Below are 23,946 nucleotides of genomic sequence, written 5' to 3'. Positions count from 1 at the left end.
CCATCATTAAATTGTTCTCGCATTGATCGGCATGTAGTTTGTGTATGGTTAAGTCAACGTCACAGTCAAGCTTGAACAGTTTTATTTTTTATCTGAAGAAAATATTTCAGCCACACAGCCCACCTCGTCAGCCATTTAAGATGCTGATTTCAAAACTTTATCTGACGCTGATACTTCGTTATTTCGACCACTAACCGCCAGTTCATCCCTAAAATATTTACTTAATTACACACTTTCAGTTTTAGTTGCACAATTTGAGAAAAGGACAGTGACCGAAAAAAGTGAAGGACTTGGTAGCCAAATTTTAAACAAATCCTTAAACCTATTTTTTGCGTTATCCCCAAACTAGCGTTGCTACAAATCCTAAGACTTTTAAACAAACTGCACGAATATTAACAACACATCACAGATAACACTTTTCAAAGAAAACCATATTTTGCTTGCGTTGCCCCTTACCCTGTTGAGTCATGTTTACCTTGTAATATCGATTTTCACTTTCGGTGTAATAAGCAAAGTGTCTGTTGGCATTAACGAAAATATGACCAAGCGCTCGCCTAAATTGCAATAAAAGGTGACACGTTCGATGATATAAACGAAGTCATTGCCGCAGCGTGCGAAGCAATATCAGATGATGCAGCCATCTCTATATAACGATTTCTGATTACCAAGTATAAGGATAGTTGACTTCGCAATGTCTATTTTTTGTTTTAATTTTGAACAGTCTTATTTATAAAGCTTGCGAGATAATATGCCAGTGAATGCGAATGACCAAAAACAGCTATTAAGCGACATGGAAGTGATGCAGAGAATTTTTGCTCATATCGACAATTCCACCACAGATTTGGGCAAGCAAAGCTGGAAGGAACCCACAGATAACTACCGCTCAAAAGCGCGGCTAGATGCCGAGCTTAAAATACTGCAAAGCAGAAGCATCGTCTTTTGCCCGTCAAGTGCGATTGACAAAGTGGGGGATTATATTGCCCGTGACGCAGCCAATATACCTTTGATAGCCGTGCGCGGATTAGATGGCGTTGTTCGTGCATTTAGGAATGCCTGCCGGCATCGAGGGGTTCAACTTGCCGATGGCCAGGGTTGTGCACGAGCATTGGTTTGTCCCTATCATGGGTGGGCTTACAGTCTTGACGGAAGCCTGCGAAGTATTCCTCATGAGCATGGATTTCCTGATGTTGATAAGACAACACGAGGACTTGTCGCGGTAGCCTGTTTTGAGCGTAATGGCTTAGTATTTATCAACCAAAACCCGCTGGCAAATATAGAGCAGGATATTGCTTCTATACCAAAACTTATTCCTGACAACTACCGTTTGTTGAATTCAGCCACTGTGATAGTCAACGCGAACTGGAAACTATATCTAGAAAGTTCTCTCGAGGGTTACCATATTCGGCAGACTCACAAAAGTACCTTCTTCCCTGTGCAATACGACAACCTCACGGTGGTTGAAGTTTTTGGAGAAAATAGCCGCGTAGCATTTCCCTATCAATCAATCGAGGGATTAAGACATAAAAAGCACGCTGACATCTCGGTTGATGGGCGACTGACCTACGTCTACCATCTATTTCCAAATGTCGTGATTTCAACTTTTCCCGGATGTATGCAAGTCAATGTGCTTGAGCCAATAGATGAGTCAACGACTCGGCAACATACTTATCTTATCAGTGCTATTGGTGAGAACGAGACAGCATTGCTTGATACCGTTTCCCAAGGGCAACGTTTTGCCGCCAAAGGCGCCATTGAAGATCTACAGATAGTCTTATCAGCCCAACGAGGACTATTAAGCAAGGCAAATGAATTTTTAGAATTTGGCTTGTTTGAGAGCGCTATTGTTCGTCTGCATTCACACCTTGCAAAAGAAATTGAACAAGTAAATAGCGTAAACGAATAGAAAATGTGTCTTGGTATTTTCTAAGATGGATATCTTAGTACTCGTATTTGTAATCAATGTGCTCTCAGCAGCTCCCTATGAATAACTGACTGAAGGTTAATATGTCTATTAACAAACCATATGTCCTTAACAATACGCCAGCCAGCGAAATGCGTTTGCAAGGACGTGCCGTAAAACCCAAAGATGCGGCAACATTGATCATTGTTCGGCGGGACAGCGCACAACCCAAAATCCTGATGGGTAAACGCGCCGCCGAACACAAATTTATGCCTAATAAGTATGTGTTCCCTGGGGGTAAGGTTGACGCCGGAGATAGTCGCATTCGACCGCCTAACGATCTTCATCCCAGCGTACTGAAACGCCTAATGAAGGGATGCTCTGAGTCTCGCGCTAGATCGCTTGCACTGGCGGCAATTCGTGAAACCTTTGAAGAAACCGGATTAATCCTCGGCGAAACTAATAGCTTGACCATAAAGACCCGTTCTCCTCAGTGGAAGGCATTTTTACAGCACGGTATTAACCCGCGTCTTGATACCCTGAATTTAATCGCCAGAGCAATTACCCCACCTTATCGAAACCGCCGCTTCGATACGCGTTTTTTTATGGTTGAAGCAGATATTATTCAAGGCGATGTACACGCAGCACCGCTAGGCTCTGGGGAATTACTCGCTATGCACTGGGTATCACTTATCGATGCCGAAAAGCTCGATTTGCCCATAATCACGCGGATGATACTTAAAGAAGTTGAACAACGTTTAGCCGGTGACCACTCACCCGATGTGGAAGGGCCTTTTATATACTTTCGCAATGGGAAACCCGTCATAGATAAGATATAGAACTAAAAATTGGGCTGCAATAACGTAAACAAATTAATAAGACTACATCGGCAAGCCATATATCCTGACACAGGGCTTTAAAAACAGCTTAAGTAGTAGTTCAGTTTTTGCGCTAGCCTTAGCACGCCAGTGCTAGCAATTGGTGCTGTGCCAAACAAAAGAAAATAATATTACATCCTACTTGTACTGCGCCCCATTAATATGATGACTTTGGTGCCAGGCAGTAATAATTTATGTAGGGTTTGATTTTCATCAGGTAGAATACCGATTCTCCAACATTTCTACTATTCATTTTCCTGGACAATTTCTCGATGCAAATCAATCGTATACTTCTGACGGCCATCGGCAGTGTTTTGCTGGCTATGGTGACCATTCAGTCCGGCGCATCTTTGGCCAAACAACTTTTTCCGTTGGTTGGGCCAGAAGGCACCACTGCCCTAAGATTAGGTTTTGCCGCGGCGGTGCTTTGGTTGGTTTTTCGCCCATGGCGAGCATTACCTCAAGGGCGAGATTGGCGCAGCATTATTATTTACGGCTTATGTTTAGGCGGGATGAATATTCTGTTTTACTTAGCCATTGAGCGTATTCCTTTAGGGATAGCCGTTGCCCTTGAGTTTACCGGCCCCTTGGCGGTGGCATTATTTTCATCTAAGCGAAAGAGTGATCTCGTTTGGGTGGCTTGTGCCATAGCAGGGATTTTTCTGCTTATGCCTGATTTATCCAGCGCACAAGGGCTTGATCTGACGGGCGCATTAATGGCATTAGGAGCGGGGGCATGTTGGGCTGGTTATATCTTGTTTGGTACCCGCACTGGCAAGCAAGCATCCGGTGGGATTACCGTGGCACTGGGCATGACGGTGGCAGCCGCAGTGCTTGTACCTATTGGCGCAGTAAGCCAAGGTTTAGCGTTAATTAGCTGGGAAGTTCTGCCTCTTGGATTATTAGTGGGGGTGTTATCCAGTGCCCTGCCTTATTCCTTGGAAATGATCGCCCTTAGAAACATGCCAACTCAGGCTTTTAGCGTGCTAATGAGTTTAGAGCCAGCGATCGCCGCATTAGCGGGCTTGGTAATTTTAGCTGAGCAACTTACCGTGCTGCAGTGGGCTGCCATCGGGTTGGTCATTATTGCTTCAATCGGCAGCAGTTTTACGCCGAAAAAAGCCATCGATATGGGAGTGTAACCCCCGTTTCTAACTTGTGTTGCTCGTTTAATTACCAAATAAATTAGCAGTACAATAAACATACATGACCTCATGCTAATGTCTTTCAGAGCCATTGGGTGATGGGTTCGGTTATCTTCTGTATGCCAACTTACTATTGTAGACATACCGCGCCCATCTTGGCACAAAGACGAATAATGTTCCTTGGTGCTTCATATTCCCCCAAAGGGCATCTCTAAGTCATGACGCCCTTGGGATTGGTGAAAACTGCGCCTTTGCTGCTTATTTTTGCAAATGTGGAATGCAAGCGTCACTTACTTTAGCGGCGTCGAAAATTTCAATCCAATACCCGTCTGGATCTTTGATAAACGCGAGCCCTTTCATCGCGCCATCATTTGGGCGCTTTTGAAAAGGTACATTTAGTGCCTCAAAACGTTGGCAAGCTTCATGTAAATCAGGCACGTGAAATCCGATATGACCAAACCCTTTTGGCTCACTATTGCCATTGTGATACTGCACACTGTCAGCAGTATCATCCCAATTGTGGGTAAGTTCTAGCATGGCTGGGCGGCCGAAGGTTTGCGCTGTACGAGTGCTATTATCATTGCTAATGTCTGAAAAATCTTCGCCTGCGCTCAAAAAATACAAGCTAAACTTCATTTCAGTGAAATCAAGGCGCTTCAATAATGTCATCCCCATCACCCGAGTATAGAAATCTAACGAACGTTTTGGCTCAGCAATACGCAACATAGTTTGATTAAACACATAACCAGTAGTGGCAACATCTTTATTTTCACAAAGGCCCTCGGCCTTTTCAAAATGACGACTCATAGAATTAGATCCTTAAACAATTTTTGATTTATTTATACAGAATGGGGATAATTAGCTTTGTTCACAACAGTGTTTAACAAAAACAGTATACCCACTGTTGAAATGGTTAACGGACTGGTTAAATAAGAAACGATTCTATCGATTACATAACAAGCGCAGCTGATACTGTCAGACCAACACACTGCATTATATAAACTTGCACATACCATTGCCCAGAGTTTCACTGGGCCGTGGTATATAGCCATAACGACCATAAAAAGCCTCTTTTCCTGTTGCTGCGAGCAACCCAATGGTCGCGCCTTTTTTAGCCATTTGGTGCAGGTACGTCTCGATTTTAATCATTATGGCGCTCCCCAAACCTTGGCCTTGAAAGTGCGTATCCACGATAATGTCTTGAAGATAAAAAATACATTGCGCCGTCGCCTATGACTCGTCCCATTGCCAACAATTGAGATGACTGACGAATGCATACGCAGTATAAGGTGTTCGCTAAACTAAGTTCAGCCAAATATGCATCTGTATCGCCCCAGCCTGCTTGTTTACGCAAAGAGCAAAACTCTTCCACTGTGGGCAGTTGTTCAAACACGTTGTAATCTGAAGTATTCATTTTGCCTCCTGCTGTTATCGTCATACATGCATCCTTTTAACAGTTACCCTATGCATAAAAAATAATCATTGCAATTAAATAGACGATCGGTCTAATATAAATTTATGAAAACATTACCCGTAAAACCCAGACGTGGTCGCCCGCCTAAAGTGGCCCGTGAAAATCAAGATACCAAAGCGGAACTTATCCGCAGTGGTCTTGAGCACCTAACCGAATTTGGCTTTGCTTCATCGGGTATTGAACCAATTTTGAAGAAAGTCGGTGTGCCTAAAGGTTCCTTCTATCATTACTTTGCCAGCAAAGAAGCCTTTGGCGAAACAGTATTGGCCCACTACGACGTATATTTCTCTAATAAGTTAGCGTTACATCTTTCAAATAAAGCCTTTACGCCTATTGAGCGTCTTGAACATTTCGTCAATGACGCAGCACAAGGTATGGCGCGTCATGATTTTAAGCGCGGTTGCTTGGTAGGTAATTTAGGGCAAGAAGTGGATGCATTGCCAGCGGCATTCCGCAATCAGTTAAGCACAATATTCTGTGGTTGGCAGCATCGACTTGAAGCCTGTTTGAATGAAGCGAAAATCACGGGCGACATCGCTAACACTTCTAATTGTGCCCAACTGGCAGAGTTTTTTTGGATTGGCTGGGAAGGCGCCGTCAGCCGAGCAAAGCTGGTGCGAAGTCCTCATCCTCTTCAGCTATTTTTACATTATTTTTTACAAGCACTACCAAAATAAGCGGTTTGGTTTTTTTTAATTATTAATAGACGATCGGTCTAAATTGGAGAACTTATGTTTAAGGGTATTTTAATCAACAAAGACGAACAAGGCTATCACGCTGCATTACAAGATATTGACGATGGCGTATTGCCAGAGGGCGATGTGAGCGTAAATGTATTATACAGCACCCTGAATTACAAAGATGGCCTCGCGATCACTGGCAAGGCTCCGGTTGTGCGCGCGTTCCCAATGATCCCAGGTATCGATTTAGTCGGTATCGTTGAGCAAAGTAACAGTAAGCAATTCCATGTTGGTGATGTGGTGATCCAAAACGGATTTGGTGTAGGCGAAAACCATTGTGGCGGTTTAGCCCAAAAAGCTCGCTTAAAAAGTGAATGGCTGATTCCTTTGCCCGCGGCATTTACCCCAAAACAATCCATGATCATTGGTACCGCAGGCTATACAGCCATGTTATGCGTTACCGCGCTTGAGAAAAACGGCGTGTTACCGGATCAAGGCGAAATACTGGTGACCGGTGCCAATGGCGGTGTGGGTAGTTTTGCTATTTCGATACTCGCTAAATTGGGTTATACCGTGGTGGCCTCAACAGGTCGTATGGAAGAAGCTAGCTATTTAAAGACACTTGGTGCCAGTGACATCATTCACCGAGACACCTTATCAAATCCAGGCAAACCTTTAGCCAAAGAGCGATGGGCTGGCGTGATTGATTCAGTTGGCAGTCACACCTTGGTCAATGCCTGTGCCAGCACCAAATACGGTGGCACTGTCACCGCTTGTGGTTTAGCCCAAGGGATGGACTTTCCAGCATCTGTTGCGCCTTTTATTTTGCGAGGTATAACGTTGGCCGGTATCGATAGTGTTATGCGTCCTATTGCAGATAGAAAAGAGGCATGGCAACGTCTAGGAGAAATTCTTAAATCAGATGATTTTGACAATATTGCTCAGGAAATAAACTTAGAGCAAGTCATTGAGGCTGCTGGAAATCTGCTTAACGGCCAAGTTCGCGGGCGCATTGTTGTTAACGTGCAGGCTAACTGATTGGTATTTTAATTTAAAAATGCTTTTAGATAAAAACGATGTCGCCTTGCATCGTTCCTTAGCTAATATAGATGAGTACAATTAGATTTTATATCTACGATGACGTGACGCCAAACCTAATCCAAGTGCCAGCAAACCTATTCCTGTTAGCACTGGAATATCTTAATTAGGTTTTACATCGTTTTATTGCAAAGCAATTATCGCGACCTTCAAGCAATACAGGACTGACATTTACGTGCTTTTTAGCGCTGTATTATTCTTATAAAAAAGATTAAATAATGGAATTGGCATTACCGACTCTGGTAAGATAACAGCCGTTTTAGTGTTTATTATAATTGGCCTTCTATGAAAATAATTTCTTTCAACATCAATGGCATACGTGCTCGCCTTCATCAACTTCAAGCGTTAATCGACAAACACCAGCCAGATATAATCGGACTTCAAGAGATCAAAGTGCACAACGATATGTTTCCGGTCGCGGATGTAGAAGCCATGGGTTATAAAGTTTACTTTCATGGACAAAAGGCCCATTACGGTGTCGCTATGCTATGTAAAGAAGAGCCCACCGATGTGCAATATGGTTTCCCTACTGACGAAGAAGATGCACAGCGACGCATGATTATGGTGAGTTACCCTATGCCTAACGGTGAAACAGTGCGCGTACTCAACGGCTATTTTCCTCAGGGCGAAAATCGTTCTCACGAAACGAAATTTCCTGCTAAGCGCAAGTACTACGAAGATTTATCGACTTATTTAAATACTCACTTCACCCCAGATGACAACGTCATAGTTATGGGAGATGTGAATATTTCTCATACGGATTTAGACATAGGCATCGGTGAGCCAAATCGTAAGCGGTGGCTGCAAACCGGTAAATGCAGCTTCTTACCAGAAGAACGTATATGGCTAAATGATCTTATCGATTGGGGTTTTATTGATGGTTTTCGTAGCCTCAATCCAGAAACAAACGAACGTTTCAGTTGGTTTGATTATCGCTCTAAAGGTTTTTTAGATAATCGCGGCTTGCGCATTGATTTGATCCTAGCGACTAAAAAACTGCATGAAACATTAGTCGATGCAGGGATCGACTACGAATTACGTGGTATCGAAAAACCCTCTGACCATGCGCCTATTTGGGCGGTTTATAAGCCATAAATGAGGAATCAAGTTTGTTAGATTACACCACGAATATCCAGTATCTTGCATGGGTGGGATACGTAGCTTGTCTGGCTTTAGTTGTGCGCAATTTATCAGTGGGCACGTTAGTTAAAGACAAAAAAATCCAGCATTTGGTGTTTGGTTGTGCCGCCAGCGTATTCTTTTTATGGATATTTCAAACCGGTATTTTCCCTGGCTTGCAGGTACACTTTTTGTGGTTGACCGCGTTAATGCTCATACTTGGCTTCCGCTGGGCGATGATCAGTGCCTGCTTAGCGCTCGTAGGAGTTACGCTGGTAGGCGAAGAAAGCTGGCGTATGCTAGGCGTAAACGGATTATTAGGCGTGTTAGCACCGCTGGGCTTAAGCTATTTGATATATAGTTTTGCCTTCCATAAATTATCTCGTCATGTGTTTGTCTACATCTTCGTTTGTGCCTTTTTACCCGGTGCATTAATGATGGCTGTGAAAATGTATTTGCTCGGAGGGTATTTTTATTTAGACGGCCAATACGACTGGCTGACCATTGAAGACAATTATTTAGTACTAATTTGGTTGCTCTTATTCCCAGAGGGTATGCTCAATGGCATGACCATGACCCTAATGGTTATTTATAAACCTGAATGGGTGTATACCTTCTACGAAAAGTATTACATTGATCAAAAGTAAGCTCTGCCGGTAGCAACCTTGCATGAAACAAAAGAACCCGCTTATAAAGCGGGTTCTTATTTTCAAGTAAAGATGCTGATCCAAATTAACAAATTCGTCAGTGTTGATGCATTCGCAGTCTACCGCTGGCGTCAATTTACTGGGCTAAACGCTCAACCATTGCTTGACCAACTGCGCCAGCTGAAGCAGGGTTTTGGCCGGTGATCACGCGGTCCTGTTTAACCACATATTCTCCCCAAGGGGCGATTTTAGAGTATTGGCCAGCTCTTCGCGTCAGCGCTTCTTCTAACAAGAAAGGGATTTTGTTGATGGTGTCATATTCCACTTCTTCTTCACGAGTGAAACCGGTCACCATAATGTCTTCAATTAGGTATTTGCCATTAGACAATTTAATCGGTAATAAACCTGCTGGGCCGTGACATACCGCACCCACAACTGCGCCATTCTCAAACAAGGTGGCCGTTAGCTTCGCAACATTTTCGTCTTCGGCCAGATCAGATAATAAACCGAAACCGCCTGGATAAAATACCGCATCATAATCATCTGTGTTCACATCACTGGCTTTTTTGGTATTGGCTAATTTGGTAGCCAGATCTTCAGCTTTGAACACATCGCTGTTTATCTGGTCGTCGTCCATTTCAACACCATAGACCGGTGCATTTCCGCCCTTGATAGAAACCAAGTCGTAGCGATAACCTGCTGCCAAAAATGCATGTAATGCATGGGTCAATTCAGGAGAGAAGGTTCCGTTAGCTTCGTCAGTTGTTCCTAGCGTGCCATGGTTAGTCAAAATAATAAGTACATTTTTCATTTGTATCTCCTAGTGTTGAATTGAGTGGTCTCTTTACGATGAAGAGAGTCTACCGCCTTGGTGGATGTTTGATAATCCCGATAAATAGCAAATGATTATTGCAAATATGCAATAATCGTCTTCTCGCATTACAATAATCAATAGCGGTTATATGAGTATTAGCTTCAATGGGATCATCGAGTTTGTGGCAGTAGCTGAAACACAGGGATTTTCTGCCGCCGCACGTAAACTAAACGTCAATGTGTCACACATTAGCCGAAAGGTAGCTGCCTTGGAAAAAGAACTTGGGGTATCACTGCTGGCCCGTAGCACACGAACAGTGCGCTTAACCGATGCGGGACAAGCTTATTTCAGCCGTTGCCAAGAGTTAGTGAACGGCTTACAAGAAGCCAATGAAACCGTATTCGATAAGCAGGTAGAATTAAGTGGCACCTTAAAAGTTTCAGCCGCGGGGGAATTTGCCGAGCAACATATTGCCCCATTACTAATGGAGTTTGCTCAATTGCATCCCAAACTAGCCATAGAAATGGACTTCAATTCGCAAATGGTCAACTTCATCGACGATGCCTTTGATTTTTCTATTCGATATGGGCCGATGAAAGACTCAAACTTGATTGCCCGAAAGTTAACCAACCGCTCCTTGGTTGCCGCTGCCAGTCAAGCCTATCTCAACAAACAGGGTACTCCTGTTCACCCTGATGAACTTCCTAAGCATCACTGCCTAATGACGAACAACAGTACCTGGTTTTTTACTCACCAAGAAAAACAACTTGAGGTAAAGCTGGATGCTAGATGGCGTTCAAACAGTGGCCGCAGTGTGGTATCAGCCTGTGAACGCGGTCTAGGCATTGCCTATATGCCCCGCTCAAGCTATGGCGATGCGCTAAAAAATGGCAACTTAGTACCCATTCTTGAACCGTTCTGGAATCGGGATATTGCCACATGGATTGTTTATGCTAATCGCAATTTTCTGCCAGCCAAGGCTCGCCTAGCGATTAATTTTTTACTGAAAAAATTTGCTCACTGGCAAGAGTAAACCCGCCTGTTAACGACCAAACGGGTTGAATCAACGCTATGCCTAGGCTTATTGTTGAAGAGTATTAGTAGGCTCCAGCGGCGTACGTCAACTCATAGCTGTGGCTGTATATTTCTAAAATATTACCAAACGGGTCTTCCATATAAATCATGCGGTATGGTTTTTCACCTGGATAGTAATAGCGAGGTTCTGCCATACGTTTTTTACCCCCGGCGGCAACAATAGCGTCTGCGAGTTCTTCAAGATTGGGATCCTGTACACAGAAATGGAAGACACCGGTTTTCCAGTACTCAAAGTTATCCTCTGGGTCTTTCTGGTTTGCAAACTCAAATACTTCAACCCCCACCCTATCACCTGTAGACATATGAGCAATTTTGAACTTCTTCCAGTTTGCGCCAAAAACGTCGGTACACATTTCACCGATTGGGCTATCGTCTTCAACGATCTCTGTTGGCTGCATAATCAAATACCAGCCAAGGACTTTAGTGTAAAACTCAACGGCTTTTTCAACATCGGGAACAGAAATTCCGATATGAGAAAACGTACGTGGATAAGGATTCGTCATAATGTCTCTCCTGAATAATGGGTCTAATGGCGCACTATCAATGGGATAAAGCATCCCCTAGCTGATTGATGGCTTATCCATCAAGTGACGCTACTGTATCCTTTATGATAAAGTATGAAAAATTATGATTTAAAATGAATATAAGTACGTTTCGTTATGATAAATCCCATCTGGTTAAAAACATTTTGCACCTTAGCGGACTTGGGTCACTTTACCCAAACGGCCCACGCTCTGTTTATGACCCAATCTGGCGTTAGCCAGCAAATCAAAAAATTAGAACAGCAACTGGCCACTCCCTTACTCATTCGTGATGGTAAGTCTTTCACCTTGACCGACGCAGGTATGCAACTTCATCGCGATGGTCGAAAGTTATTACAAGCGACTGAATTACTTGAGCAAAATATTAAGCAGGATGATCCATTTAGTGGGCAAGTACGCATAGCCACGCCGGGTAGCGTAGGTCTAGCGTTATATCCATTTTTACTCGGCTTACAACAACAACATCCAAAGCTGAGTGTGTTTCACTCATTCGCGCCGAACAAGAGTATCGAACGAGATGTCAGTCAAAGACAAGTTGATGTAGGCATAATGACCCAGCCCAGTTCGACTGCTGAGGTACTCACTGATGCCATCGCCCAGGAGTCGCTTGTATTGGTAACAAACAATCGCACCCAAGATATTAACTGGCAAGTTTTGCAGCAATTGGGCTTTATTTCTCATCCAGACGGGCACCATCATTGCCAAGCGCTTTTGAGCAAAAACTTCACTCAATTCGAACACCCTACTCAGTTTCAAGAGAAAGGTTTTTCCAATCAAATAAGCCTGATATTAGAGCCGGTCAGTCGCGGTTTTGGCTTCACTGTTTTGCCTCTGCATGGAGCCAAGGCATTTCACGACCAAACCCGTATTCGCATTCACCCCTTAGCACATCCGGTCAATGAAACTTTATATCTTTGTCGTCACGCGCAGGTCACGCAAAGCCAGCGCCTACACTATGTCAGCAAGCAAATTAAAGCCGTTTTACAATCAAAAAATAATTCACAGCACTAGGCAGTAAACGCTAGGTATTAGGTATTAGGTATTAGGTATTAGGTATTAGGTATTAGACACTTGATAACATCATGGCCCCTTAATCGCGCGGCGTTGAGCAGGTTAAAATCTTCTTTTTCGCACGCCCAAAATAATTGTACTCACCCAAGACCTACTCGTGAAAAGCACCTGTTCACTCATAATCGTAAAGACCTATTCGTTGAACGGTTTAATACTCTGCCCGATGAACGACGCCACGTGTAAGCGTGTTCATCTTGATCTTATCCCATTTATGCAACGCTGTTCGCACTAACCGTTTATGACTCAGCGCAGCACATGTTGTGTATTAGGATTCGTTTTTTACTTAATACAACCAGCTAATCACCGGCCGCTAGCGACAATTAAACCTATACGCTAAGAAAACTCATGAACTTAGCCTTGTTGATGTTGGCCCTTATCTCAGATGACACGATAAGCATTGTTACAATCGTATATTTCTTTACAAAAAATAGCGGCGACTAGCATTGTAAATAACACCTTCAAGAGCATGATCATTGAACCTTAATTTTTAATGTTCACTTGTTAAAAATTTTCACCGCGCATTTTCGATCAACTTTCAATCATTAGGAGCGTCTTTTTATGAGTCAAAGTATCGCAAGTTTTATCACTCAAACCCTTGAGCAAGCCGGCGTAAAACGTATTTGGGGGGTCACTGGCGATTCACTTAATGGGATCAGTGATAGTCTGCGGAAAATGGGAACAATAGAATGGTTAGGAACACGCCACGAAGAGTCCGCAGCTTTCGCTGCTGGGGCAGAAGCACATATCTCAGGAGAACTCGCCGTCTGTGCAGGTTCTTGTGGTCCGGGCAATCTTCATTTAATTAACGGCCTGTTCGATTGCCATCGCAATAAAGTGCCCGTATTGGCGATTGCAGCTCATATTCCATCATCTGAAATTGGTAGCAATTATTTTCAAGAAACGCATCCACAAGAATTATTCAAAGAATGCAGTGTTTTTTGTGAATTAGTGTCTAGTCCTGAACAAATGCCATACCTGCTCGAAACTGCAATGCGCCAAGCCATATTGCACAATGATGTGAGTGTGTTAGTGCTTCCGGGTGATATCGCACTGAAGGCGATGCCTGAAACGACTAAACAAAAATGGAATGTCCCAAAACCCGCAACGTATAACCCTGCTTTAGCTGATATCGAAGCCATGGCAACTCATTTAAACAACAGTCGAAAAGTAACCTTACTGTGTGGTGCTGGTTGTAAAGATGCCCACGATGAAATTATTGCTTTAGCGGCTAAGCTTCAGGCTCCCATTGTGCACGCGATGCGCGGTAAAGAGTTTCTGGAATACGACAACCCTTACGATGTAGGAATGACGGGATTTATCGGCTTTTCCTCTGGCTACCATGCTATGCAACAAGCAGATACCTTACTGATGATAGGCACCAGTTTCCCCTACCGAGCCTTTTATCCAGAAAATAGCATCATCTTGCAAATTGATAATCAACCAGCATCGCTCGGACGACATGTGCAGATTGATTGTGGTGTATTGGGCGATACTAAAAGTACCGTGACCACACTACTCGAGCAGATTACAGGTGAGCGCTCTAGCGCGCATTTAAACCAGTGTGTGAAAAATTATCAGCGCTCCCGAAAAGAGTTAGATCTACTGGCAACGGGTAAAACGTCGCAAAAGTTGATTCACCCGCAGTACCTAACACGTCTAATCGATGAACAGTCCGCGGAAAATACCATCTTTACCTGCGATGTTGGCACACCAACAGTTTGGGCTGCCCGCTATTTAACAATGAATGGTCGACGCCGTTTAATTGGATCTTTTAACCACGGCTCAATGGCGAATGCACTGTCACAAGCTATGGGTGCGCAGTCTATCGACCGCAGTCGTCAGGTGATTGCCATGTGTGGTGATGGCGGATTCTCGATGTTGATGGGAGATCTACTCTCATTAAAGCAACTTAACTTGCCGATTAAAATCGTTGTATTTAACAACCGCTCTCTTAGCTTTGTTGCCATGGAAATGAAAGCCGCTGGCTTCTTATCAAGCGATACTGACTTAGACAATCCAAGCTTTGCCAAAATCGCTCAGGCCTGTGGTCTGAAAGGGATCCATGTGGACGACCCAGAAAAATTACCTGCCGCCATAACCGAAATGATGACGCATTCAGGGCCGGTCGTCCTTGAAGTGGACACAGCAAAACAAGAGCTTGTGATGCCACCGGAAATAAAGCTTGAACAAGCTAAAGGTTTTAGCGTTTACATGATGAAAGCACTAATAAATGGTAAAGGTAATGAAATTATCGAGCTAAGCAAAACGAACTGGCTACGCTAACAAACACACCTCGCTAGGCTAACTCACGCGAACCTCTGTTTAAACAGGATGTGCACCGTCTTATCTGGCAATAAATATTGAGCGTTAAGCAGGCAACTGTGGTCAAACAAAAGGGTTATTTGACTAACTTGTGGCGGATGCAATCAAGAAAATAGGTGCTTGAGATGGTCACTCCAAAGGCATTAAAACCTGCCATGATTGAAAAGTTATCAAGCAATATCAATCAATTAATGGAGTGACCGAGATGAAATGTAACCTAGTTAGCATTGATTTAGCAAAGAATGTGTTCCAGTTATGCGCCTTAGATGAGCAAAACAATGTGATATTCAATAAACAAATAAGAAGAGATAAGTTGCTCCATGAGTTGCGCCAAATAGAGCCGACCTTAGTTGTGATGGAAGCTTGTTATTCAGCTAACCCTTGGGGTCGTAGGTTCAAGGCGCTAGGCCATACGGTAAAATGCATTCCTGCTCATGTGGTTAAGCCTTTTGTGCGGGGCAATAAAAATGATGCCAACGATGCGCTAGCGATTGCCGAAGCCGCACGGCGACCCAATGTGCGTTTTGTTGAAATAAAATCTGTTGAGCAACAAGACGTTCAGTCGCTACAGCGTATCCGTGAACGATTACTCAAGAATAGAATTGGAGATAGTAATCAACTCAGAGGACTACTAGCTGAATACGGTATTGTCTTACCCGTTAAACACGGTGCGCTTAAAAAGTATGTGCCGGATATCCTAGAAGATGCTGAGAATGAATTGAGTATTACGGCCAGGCATTTCATTGAGCGTTTACATAACAATGTACAGGCGTTAACGACGCAAATAGAAGAAGTGGATGGAATATTAATTTCACTACTCAAAGATAATAAGGCTTATCAACGTATATTAAACGTGCCTGGTGTCGGGGCTAAAGTGGCTGCGACATTCTTAGCCAGCGTGAACGATATCCACGTCTTTAAAAATGGTCGGCAATTTGCTGCCTGGATTGGTTTAACCCCTGCACAGTATGCCAGTGGGGATAAATCACGCATGGGAGGTATCACCAAACGGGGCAACCAAAGCTTACGTAAAATGTTAATTTTGGGCGCTCGGGCGGTATTGAATTGGTGCGACAAAACAAATGACAACCTGAGACGCTGGGCACAACATATCAAAAAACGCATGCATGGCTGTAAAGCTGTAGTGGCATTGGCGAATAAACTGGCAAGAATTATTTGGGTAGTCATGGCAAAAGAAGTCGAATTTGACGTCAAAAAAGCATGTGCATAACACGCAACACACATAGTAAACATAACAGTACTAAGCGGTAAAAAGCATTGATGATTTAAACGGTTATGTCTTATTTGGAACCTCAGCAAGACAACTGCCTTCGAGGCAATATGGGTGCAAAGGCTTATAAGACTTCAATTGAAACTCATGAGGGCACGGCGAGTATGAATATCGCCATAAAGATGCCGGATATATGTCACAAGACCGTATTTCATTTTATGCAAAAGCTGTTTGGAAAAGGCCAATTATGACAACGTAACGCTTAAACGTTTGTGAAAGAAAAACGAAAACCTGTTGATAACACGGGAGTGACCATATATGTCTTTGTAAGTTCACAGGTTTTATAAGTTCTATGGGCAAAAACTGCACGCAATTCGAGCACCCTAGTCAGTTTGAGGACAGAGGCTTTTCTAGTCAGATAAGCCTTTTTCTGGCGCCTGTCTGTTGTGGCTTAGGGTTTAGCGTGTTGCCATTGCACGCGGCGTGGACATTTCATAAACAAGCCGTATTCGCATTCATCCCTTAGCAGATCCGGTCAATGAAATCCTATATCTATGTCGCCACGCACAAGTCTAGCCCAATAATCGCATGGCCTACGTCAGCGAAAAAATTAAAACCATGTTGCATCAAGGCAGCAAATAACAGCCAGCCATTAGCAAAAAACATAATCGTCTTAACAATCTATTACATTCACTATAAAGGCATAATTAACACTTCATTAACGAGATAGATTATGTTGAAACCCGTTTATCTGCTACCAAAAAGCGCTACGATTGCCCTAGGATTTGTATCGCTTATGGTAAGCTCAATCACCTTGGCATCGACACTAAAAGAACATTTTGCGGATCAGTTTCTATTGGGCAGTGCCATCAATAGCGCTCAAGCCCAACAAAGTGAAGAAGACACCGACACCGTAATTCAACAGCAATTCAATACCATCACCCCAGAGAACGAACTCAAGTGGGAACGCATTCACCCCAAACCTGATAGCTTTGATTTCACCTTGGCTGACCAATACGTTCGTTACGGGGCTGCCCACCATATGTTTACCATAGGACATACGTTAGTTTGGCACAGCCAAACACCTGACTGGGTATTCGAAGATGAGCATGGTCTGCCCTTAACCCGAGACGCATTGTTGGCGCGAATGCAACATCATATCAGCACCGTAGTCGGCAGATATAAGGGGAAAATCAAAGGTTGGGATGTCGTTAACGAAGCATTAAACGAAGACGGCACGCTACGAGACTCGAAATGGCGCCAAATCATCGGCGATGACTTTATTGAAAAAGCCTTTGTATATGCTCATGATGCTGACCCTGATGCCGAACTGTACTACAACGATTACAACCTTTATAAACCTGAAAAAAGCGCGGGTGCAGCAAAATTAATTAAGTTGTTGCAAGACAAAGGGATTCAAATACATGGCGTTGGCTTGCAAGGGCATTATTCACTCACTCATCCAGCATTGAATGAGTTAGATGACGCCCTTAATCTTTTCGCTAGTCTTGGCATAAAGTCAATGATCACCGAGTTGGATGTATCGGTATTACCTTTCCCCAGCGAAGCTGAACAAGGTGCCGATATTAGCCAAGATTTAGCCTTACAAAAAACACTAAACCCCTACCCAGATGCCTTACCAAAGGCAGTACAAGACGCGTTAGGCGAGCGTTATAAAGATATCTTTGCACTATTTTTAAAACATCAGTCAACCATCTCTCGCGTGACATTCTGGGGAGTAAATGATGCAAATAGTTGGCGTAATAACTGGCCAATGCGTGGACGGACCGATTACCCTCTTTTATTCGATCGAAACAATCAGCCGAAAGTGGCTTATGATGCGCTGTTGAGTATGCCAGTACAAAACCTAGCCGACTAACATGGAGGCCAAGCTGGGTTGTCGTTCAATCGGTAAGGTGCTATTCGCATTTGAATATAAAAGCTAATCTAACGGTCTGCTATACACGTAAACCAGTGATACGATTTACCGATCGCCTTGTCCGATGGTTGGACAAGGCGAAGATCCGAGGCGTCGAAAATCCTGAGCTTTGATTGATTCGACCAATTTATACGCTAAATTATTCAATATCCTTGGTTTGTTCGAGCAAATTTCGATTCCGCCTTTGCGCTTTAAGCGCCTGAATGACCACATAAATGTTGTAGATAGTTAGCAGCAGACAGACTATTGCAATAACCACAGTAGACACGAACAGCGGAAGTATTAGGTCATAGGTATAATAGGCAAAAGCGCCACAAATAAGTCCAATAAATAATTCAATAAAACCAGCTTCAATACAAGTTTTAACATTGGTATCAATTGGTTGGGCGTAATGATTGAGTTTAACAGACACTTAGAACCCCTCCTTGTAAGTGTAACGCTAATTACGTAAAAGCCTCAGTCACGCTAAGCTCTCCACTGTAAATCTTGATACCAACTTAACCAATATTCGATAAATAGCAAGTGACATGGGTTTTGAAACCACCTGAAACATACGGGCATTACTAAGTCTTATCGATTGTTAATTCAACCGATTGTAGCGCTTTAAAGAAGTCAATATTAAGGATTTATGTGAAGGATTTAGACAGCGCTAACGTAAAAAAAATAAACACTCGCGTATCACCATTTCGCACTTCACTATGAAATAACGAACGAATAGTTTAGAGCGAAACCCCACGCAATATCGACCTTTATAATGCTGTAAAATATCGAAATTACTATATGAAATAGCATCTAAAACATAGACTTAATAAAAATAATAATGTATCTACCAGACAAGCTTTTGTAAAAAAATTTAGCTGTCTAATGCACTTTACTATTCCCATTAACAAAAAATTATCATGAATTTATAACATAACTAAGCATATTATTAACACTAAATGCACTAAGCACTTCAAAAAAGAAGCACTTTCTAAATAATAGGGATCATATATGAAAAATTTATTTTCAGTTACCGGCAAAGTCGCCGTAGTGACCGGTGGGTCAAGCGGAATAGGCGCCATGATTGCGCGTGGTTTCGTCGAAAGTGGCGTCAAAACCTATATTACTGCACGTAAACTTGAACAGCTTGAGCAAACTGCTACTGAACTATCTGTTTTAGGCGAATGTATAGCCATTCAATCAGATTTATCAACGATGGCCGGAGTTGACGCTTTTGCAGATGAAATGCTTAAAAGAGAGCCTAAAATCGACATACTAATTAATAATGCAGGGGCGGCCTGGGGAGCGCCCGTTGAGGAGTTCCCTGAAGCAGGTTGGGATAAGGTAATGGATTTAAACGTGAAATCTATTTTCTTTCTAAGCAAACGTTTATTGCCGGCATTACGCTTAGCTGGCGACGCAGATGAACCTTCACGGATTGTAAATATTGCGTCCGTCAATGGGCTCACCCATCCGCACATGAACAATTATTCTTATTCGGCTAGTAAAGCTGCTGTGATTCAAATGACACGTCATATGGCAGCAGATCTTCGTCCAAGCAACGTTAATATTAATGGTATTGCTCCTGGATTTTTCCCTAGCAACATGACGAAACACGTTCTACCACATGAACAGGAAATCGTGAAAAATCTACCCGCTCGAAAAATTGGCGAACTAGCTGATATTGCCGGCACTGCAATTTACCTTTGCTCCCGTGCGAGCAACTATGTTTGCGGACACACTGTTGTTTTAGATGGTGGCCAAGTAGCAAATGCAGGTTAAGCTCAGCTAAAATTTTAGGCCTGAATACCACTGTTCATTTCAGGATCGTACTGAGCTTGAACAAGTAGACGGTATTTAAGCCAGCGTTTGTCGCTGGCTTTTTAGTATATGCACTTTGCAAAGCACATTTATATCTAAACTAATCTGCGACTTATAACAAAGTAAATAAGACTAATATAACGCACTGCTTCTCAAAACAGTGCCCTATATCTTTTGGTCTGAATGGTACGAATATTTAGACAATGGACGTTTGCCAGCCTAAGTATCAATAACGAACCAACTAGTCGCTGATTGCATAATACGTATTGATGTTACGGCGATTAAAGCCAACACAAGCGAAAGTCTTCGATGTGAAATGTTTTATAAAACACCTTAAATTCAAATACTTATAGGGATGGTACACCTGCGGATTAACTTTGAATTAACGTTTATAGCCATAAATAATAACCATTCATCATTTTTTACAATGGCTAATATGCTTCCGAAAAGCAATGAATATGTTCAACTAACGGTTAATCAATTAATCACAGTGAGTAGGATTTCAGTATGTCAATATGTAAATCGTGCAGTCGTGTTAGCTAAAAGGCCAAATGGCGAGCCGCAAAATGAAGACTTTAGAATTGAAGAGCAACCCCTGTCAGAACTAGCTGAAGGTGAAATACTCGTCCGTACTCTGTGGTTATCTTTGGACCCTTATATGCGCCCACGTATGAATGACATGAAGTCATATGCAGCGCCAACTCCTATCGGCGGCACCATGACGGGCGAAGTTGTTGGGGAAGTAATGGAGTCTCGTTCAGATAATTATGCTGTGGGCGACCGTATTACTGCTTATGGCGGCTGGCAGGAATATTTTATCAAACCCGATGACGCGCCAATGATGTATAAAATACAGGCTGCTGGCATTCCTCTGCAAGCTTACCTTGGTGCAGCAGGCATGACTGGTCGTACAGCTTATTTCGGACTAAACGAAATCGGTAAACCACAAAAAGGCGATACGTTAGTAGTCTCAGCTGCCTCAGGTGCAGTTGGCGGGATTGTAGGTCAATTAGGCAAGATGCATGGCTGCAAAGTCGTTGGTATTGCAGGTGGCAGTGAAAAATGTAAATTTGTTGTTGAAGAGCTAGGCTTTGACGCCTGCGTCGACTACAAAGCAGGAAACCTCGAAAAAGACTTACAACAAGCCTGTCCTGATGGTATAGATATATATTTCGAAAATGTTGGTGGCGCTGTAACGCGCGCCGTTGCTAAATTAATGAATCCTGGCGCAAGAGTTCCAATATGTGGTTATGTTTCTAATTATAATGATACCGACCTAAGTAAGGTACAAACGCCTCAAGATATTCTAGCGAAATCCCCCAACCCACCAGCAGCCCGCTTTTTTGTACAAACTGAATGGCAAGATCAGCACCAAGAGACTACCCAGAAATTGGCGCAATGGGTCAAGGAAGGCAAACTGGTATACCGTGAATCCATAGCTGAGGGCATTGAACAATCAATACCGGCGTTTCAAGGTATGCTGACAGGCAAAAATTTTGGCAAACAATTGGTGCGTATTTCAGCTGAGTGATCGCATTTTTATTGCCGATGGCTGCAAAAGCTGTTTATCGGCAATAATTAGCCCTAGTAAAGGTGAGTGAAATAGTATTCATCAGCCGCACAAAAGATGAGTATGAAGTAAGCTCTTTTTAATAAAACAGGCGATGGGTATTTTTTGGCAAACTATGTACAGGCGTCACTGTCTGCAATGGAAGCAAAACCATAAAGCAGAATATCTTTTAATCAAAACAGCGCTTGGTAGGGATTTGCACTGACCTGATATTCATATTTCGTCACATTCCCTTTTTGGAGCATAAAATATTGAACGCTGGTTAATTCAAATAATCGGTTTTAAGCAAACTTTTCTAACATTGAATATAATCGTGTCTGTTCTACAGGTTTAGACAAATATTCATTCATACCACAGGCAAAACACTTTTCACGCTCTTCTGACATTGCATTGGCGGTCAAGGCTATAATAGGAATGGACGCAACGGAGCTTGTTAGCTGCCGAATATGTTGCGTAGCTTGATAGCCATCCATGTTTGGCATTTGGCAATCCATTAGTATCAACGAGAAAAAGCGAGCTTGTTTTGACTCATGCTCAAGTATGGCTAAGGCTTCTACTCCATCGTTGACGATGTCATAGGAAATGTCTCGTTGCTTTAACATTTCACTTATCACCACTTGGTTGATTTCATTATCTTCAACGACCAACACTCTAAGATGGTGTAAATCGGTCGTTTTTGATTGCAAAGAGGATGAACCTATTGCTTGTGCTTCTTCGAGGCGAATACCCACCTCAACATTTGCGCTGAAGGTGCTGCCTTTATTTGCAATGCTCTGAACACTGACATCTCCCCCCATTAATTGGCATATTTTGCGAGTAATAGACAGGCCAAGTCCGGTGCCACCGAATTTGCGGGTAGTGGATACATCTGCTTGGCTAAAAGGTGAAAACAGGAGTGCTTGTTGCTTTTCAGTGATCCCAACTCCCGTGTCTTTTACTGTGATGGTTAACGAGGCTTGGTTTTGGCTCCGCAAGGTCAGTTGGGTGGCTATACTAACCTGCCCATGATGAGTGAATTTCATTGCGTTTGACAGCAAGTTAGAACAAATCTGGCGTATACGCGTTGGGTCAGTAACAACGACAACATTATTAATGTCATCAAAGTTTTTTATTACCTCGATTGATTTATCCTTCGCTATAGGTTTGAAAATATCGACACAATTATTGAGCACGTGTTTAAGATCAACCGGCACATTTTCGAGCGTTAAATTACCTGAATCAATCTTAGTAAAATCTAAAATATCATTGATAATGCCGAGTAAAGACGTGGCACTATCTTTGGCTAAGCCTAAAAAACGTTGTTGTTCAGGAACAAGTGCAGACGCTTCCAATATTTGTATCATGCCGAGCACACCATTAATCGGCGTGCGAATTTCATGACTCATATTAGCTAAAAATAAACTGCGGGCCTCAAGCGCTAATGACAGTTCTTGGTGTCTCTTTTCTAATTGCTCCCGATAATAGATTTGTTCTGTTATATCTTGGAATGCGCCAACTAACCTAACACATTTCCCATTTTCTAATTCTGCTTTGCCCTTCACAGCGGCCCATTTAGCCGTTCCTTTTTGGGTAATAATCTCAAATTCGCCAGAAAAATGCCCCCCCCGTTCAATCACTTTTTGAACCGATGCGGTAATACGCGCTTGATTTTCTCCCTTTTTATAAAAATTTAATCCGTTTACTAAATCCGGTACAAAATCATCGTCTACCTCATGGATTTTTTTAGTTACAGCTGACCAAAACAATTTCCCTTCAATTAAATCAAGTTCCCAGGCGCCCACTCCTGCTACCTGCCCCATTTGTTCCAAGACATCTTGCTGACGAGCCATCATTTTCTGTTGTTCTTGCAGCAGGGTAAACTTTTCATGCCCCGCTATTTCGTTGCCGACCCAGTGTGAAAGTATTTCTATAAAGTCGTGTTCTTCTGCGCTAAATGGCTGATTACGGGGGGCGCTTGCTGAAAAATTAATCGTACCAAAACGCTTTCCTTCGACCAAAAGAGGGGCGCCGATATAGCTCTCTAGTCCAAAGTTTAAGTAGCATGGGTGCTGGGCAATATGACTATTGCCTGCATGGTAAAAAGATAGCGCTTGATTAGTGCCTAACGTATGCACACAGTACGTATCGGCTAGGTTGAAAGTGGTACCACTAAGAAGCGAATTATCTGGGGAGATAGCATGACGGACAATGTAGTCTGCATCCCGAATTTCACTAATAATACCCATTTCAAGCTGAAAATAATCCACACCTAATTGCAGCAATGCCACCATTTTGTCGGTGTATGGCAAGCTACTATCTGAAGTAATTTGATACAGTGGCTTTAAATTTTGCACCGCAATCTCTCTCCGTTTTTTAATTAAGCTCATGATTAGCTTAAAACTGCGTTATTAGTTTAGTAGAGATATCTATCACACGACTATATCGTTTAAATCAATAGCGGCAAAGCGCGGCTTTACTGAAAAAACAATATGCGTTCAAGGGGGATTAGTCTGTTATTCCATGAGGATTGAGTAATCGATGCGTTATTAAGAGAGATATGCTCCTTTTGATAACATTATCTCGCGAATCATTAATCGAGGGGCTGGGCCGTTAACGAACTATGCCCCTCAGTTTATTTTAGG

The 23,946-nt window shown here is 42.8% G+C and carries 21 protein-coding genes; 14 read left to right on the top strand and 7 right to left on the bottom strand.

Annotated elements, in window-relative coordinates; translation table 11 throughout:
* Positions 1-748: 748 nt before the first annotated feature.
* The 3 genes from GQR89_RS07840 to GQR89_RS07830 all read left to right on the top strand — a co-directional run bounded on the left by GQR89_RS07840 (position 749) and on the right by GQR89_RS07830 (position 3,920).
* Positions 749-1,903 carry an aromatic ring-hydroxylating dioxygenase subunit alpha gene (locus GQR89_RS07840; RefSeq protein WP_199271388.1) on the top strand — a complete coding sequence of 385 codons (1,155 nt, stop codon included), beginning with the start codon at positions 749-751 and terminating at the stop codon, positions 1,901-1,903.
* Positions 1,904-2,004: 101 nt separating this feature from the next.
* On the top strand, positions 2,005-2,739 hold the full coding sequence (locus GQR89_RS07835; protein WP_158769529.1) for an NUDIX hydrolase: 735 nt from the start codon (positions 2,005-2,007) through the stop codon (positions 2,737-2,739).
* A 311-nt stretch (positions 2,740-3,050) separates the two neighbouring features.
* Positions 3,051-3,920, top strand: a complete 870-nt coding sequence (locus GQR89_RS07830; RefSeq protein WP_158769528.1) for a DMT family transporter — start codon at positions 3,051-3,053, stop codon at positions 3,918-3,920.
* Between the two features lie 261 nt (positions 3,921-4,181).
* Here GQR89_RS07830 and gloA read toward each other — a convergent pair whose 3' ends face one another.
* From gloA to GQR89_RS21705, 3 genes are all read right to left on the bottom strand, one after another.
* Positions 4,182-4,730 carry a lactoylglutathione lyase gene (gene gloA, locus GQR89_RS07825; protein WP_158769527.1) on the bottom strand — a complete coding sequence of 183 codons (549 nt, stop codon included), beginning with the start codon at positions 4,728-4,730 and terminating at the stop codon, positions 4,182-4,184.
* A 186-nt stretch (positions 4,731-4,916) separates the two neighbouring features.
* Positions 4,917-5,114, bottom strand: a complete 198-nt coding sequence (locus GQR89_RS21710) for a GNAT family N-acetyltransferase (RefSeq protein WP_370461046.1) — start codon at positions 5,112-5,114, stop codon at positions 4,917-4,919.
* Positions 5,065-5,337 (bottom strand): hypothetical protein, encoded by a 273-nt coding sequence (locus tag GQR89_RS21705; protein ID WP_370461045.1) that lies wholly within the window; start codon positions 5,335-5,337, stop codon positions 5,065-5,067. Before GQR89_RS21705 ends, GQR89_RS21710 begins: the two co-directional genes overlap by 50 nt.
* A gap of 104 nt (positions 5,338-5,441) precedes the next feature.
* Between GQR89_RS21705 and GQR89_RS07815 the strand changes: the two genes are divergently transcribed.
* The 4 genes from GQR89_RS07815 (at position 5,442) to GQR89_RS07800 (ending at position 8,941) form a co-directional block, all read left to right on the top strand.
* Positions 5,442-6,074: a TetR/AcrR family transcriptional regulator gene (locus tag GQR89_RS07815; RefSeq protein WP_158769526.1), complete on the top strand. Its 633-nt coding sequence runs from the start codon at positions 5,442-5,444 to the stop codon at positions 6,072-6,074.
* A gap of 54 nt (positions 6,075-6,128) precedes the next feature.
* Positions 6,129-7,115, top strand: a complete 987-nt coding sequence (locus GQR89_RS07810) for an MDR family oxidoreductase (protein WP_158769525.1) — start codon at positions 6,129-6,131, stop codon at positions 7,113-7,115.
* Positions 7,116-7,460: 345 nt separating this feature from the next.
* The gene (xthA, locus tag GQR89_RS07805; protein WP_158769524.1) at positions 7,461-8,270 is read left to right on the top strand and encodes an exodeoxyribonuclease III; all 810 of its coding nucleotides are present in this window, start codon (positions 7,461-7,463) and stop codon (positions 8,268-8,270) included.
* 14 nt (positions 8,271-8,284) lie between these two features.
* Entirely contained in the window at positions 8,285-8,941 is a 657-nt protein-coding gene (locus tag GQR89_RS07800; RefSeq protein ID WP_158769523.1) for an energy-coupling factor ABC transporter permease, read from the top strand.
* A 136-nt stretch (positions 8,942-9,077) separates the two neighbouring features.
* Here the strand turns inward: GQR89_RS07800 and GQR89_RS07795 are convergent, their stop codons facing one another.
* Positions 9,078-9,752, bottom strand: a complete 675-nt coding sequence (locus tag GQR89_RS07795; RefSeq protein WP_158769522.1) for a type 1 glutamine amidotransferase domain-containing protein — start codon at positions 9,750-9,752, stop codon at positions 9,078-9,080.
* Positions 9,753-9,903: 151 nt separating this feature from the next.
* Here GQR89_RS07795 and GQR89_RS07790 point away from each other — a divergent pair, with 151 nt between their 5' ends.
* Entirely contained in the window at positions 9,904-10,788 is an 885-nt protein-coding gene (locus GQR89_RS07790; RefSeq protein ID WP_158769521.1) for a LysR family transcriptional regulator, read from the top strand.
* A gap of 64 nt (positions 10,789-10,852) precedes the next feature.
* Here the strand turns inward: GQR89_RS07790 and GQR89_RS07785 are convergent, their stop codons facing one another.
* The gene (locus GQR89_RS07785) at positions 10,853-11,353 is read right to left on the bottom strand and encodes a lactoylglutathione lyase family protein (protein ID WP_158769520.1); all 501 of its coding nucleotides are present in this window, start codon (positions 11,351-11,353) and stop codon (positions 10,853-10,855) included.
* Between the two features lie 156 nt (positions 11,354-11,509).
* On the opposite strand from GQR89_RS07785, the gene GQR89_RS07780 reads away from it, so the two are divergent.
* The 4 genes from GQR89_RS07780 (at position 11,510) to GQR89_RS07765 (ending at position 17,895) form a co-directional block, all read left to right on the top strand.
* Positions 11,510-12,403 (top strand): LysR family transcriptional regulator, encoded by an 894-nt coding sequence (locus GQR89_RS07780; RefSeq protein WP_158769519.1) that lies wholly within the window; start codon positions 11,510-11,512, stop codon positions 12,401-12,403.
* A gap of 618 nt (positions 12,404-13,021) precedes the next feature.
* Positions 13,022-14,746 carry a ubiquinone-dependent pyruvate dehydrogenase gene (gene poxB / locus GQR89_RS07775; protein WP_158769518.1) on the top strand — a complete coding sequence of 575 codons (1,725 nt, stop codon included), beginning with the start codon at positions 13,022-13,024 and terminating at the stop codon, positions 14,744-14,746.
* A 244-nt stretch (positions 14,747-14,990) separates the two neighbouring features.
* On the top strand, positions 14,991-16,016 hold the full coding sequence (locus tag GQR89_RS07770; protein WP_158769517.1) for an IS110 family transposase: 1,026 nt from the start codon (positions 14,991-14,993) through the stop codon (positions 16,014-16,016).
* Positions 16,017-16,812: 796 nt separating this feature from the next.
* Positions 16,813-17,895 (top strand): endo-1,4-beta-xylanase, encoded by a 1,083-nt coding sequence (locus GQR89_RS07765; protein WP_158772185.1) that lies wholly within the window; start codon positions 16,813-16,815, stop codon positions 17,893-17,895.
* A gap of 199 nt (positions 17,896-18,094) precedes the next feature.
* Here GQR89_RS07765 and GQR89_RS07760 read toward each other — a convergent pair whose 3' ends face one another.
* Complete coding sequence (locus GQR89_RS07760) at positions 18,095-18,367, bottom strand: hypothetical protein (RefSeq protein ID WP_199271387.1); 273 nt, start codon at positions 18,365-18,367, stop codon at positions 18,095-18,097.
* A gap of 578 nt (positions 18,368-18,945) precedes the next feature.
* Here GQR89_RS07760 and GQR89_RS07755 point away from each other — a divergent pair.
* Entirely contained in the window at positions 18,946-19,716 is a 771-nt protein-coding gene (locus GQR89_RS07755) for an SDR family NAD(P)-dependent oxidoreductase (RefSeq protein WP_158769516.1), read from the top strand.
* 571 nt (positions 19,717-20,287) lie between these two features.
* Entirely contained in the window at positions 20,288-21,286 is a 999-nt protein-coding gene (locus GQR89_RS07750; protein ID WP_233269119.1) for an NADP-dependent oxidoreductase, read from the top strand.
* A gap of 320 nt (positions 21,287-21,606) precedes the next feature.
* Here GQR89_RS07750 and GQR89_RS07745 read toward each other — a convergent pair whose 3' ends face one another.
* Positions 21,607-23,595, bottom strand: coding sequence for an ATP-binding protein (locus GQR89_RS07745; RefSeq protein WP_158772183.1), 1,989 nt, complete (start codon positions 23,593-23,595; stop codon positions 21,607-21,609).
* Positions 23,596-23,946 lie beyond the last annotated feature (351 nt).

It is taken from the genome of Paraglaciecola sp. L1A13 (assembly GCF_009796745.1).
Taxonomy (GTDB): domain Bacteria; phylum Pseudomonadota; class Gammaproteobacteria; order Enterobacterales; family Alteromonadaceae; genus Paraglaciecola.
The sequence above is the reverse complement of the archived record's forward strand: the minus strand, read 5'-3'. Positions and strand labels throughout refer to the sequence as shown.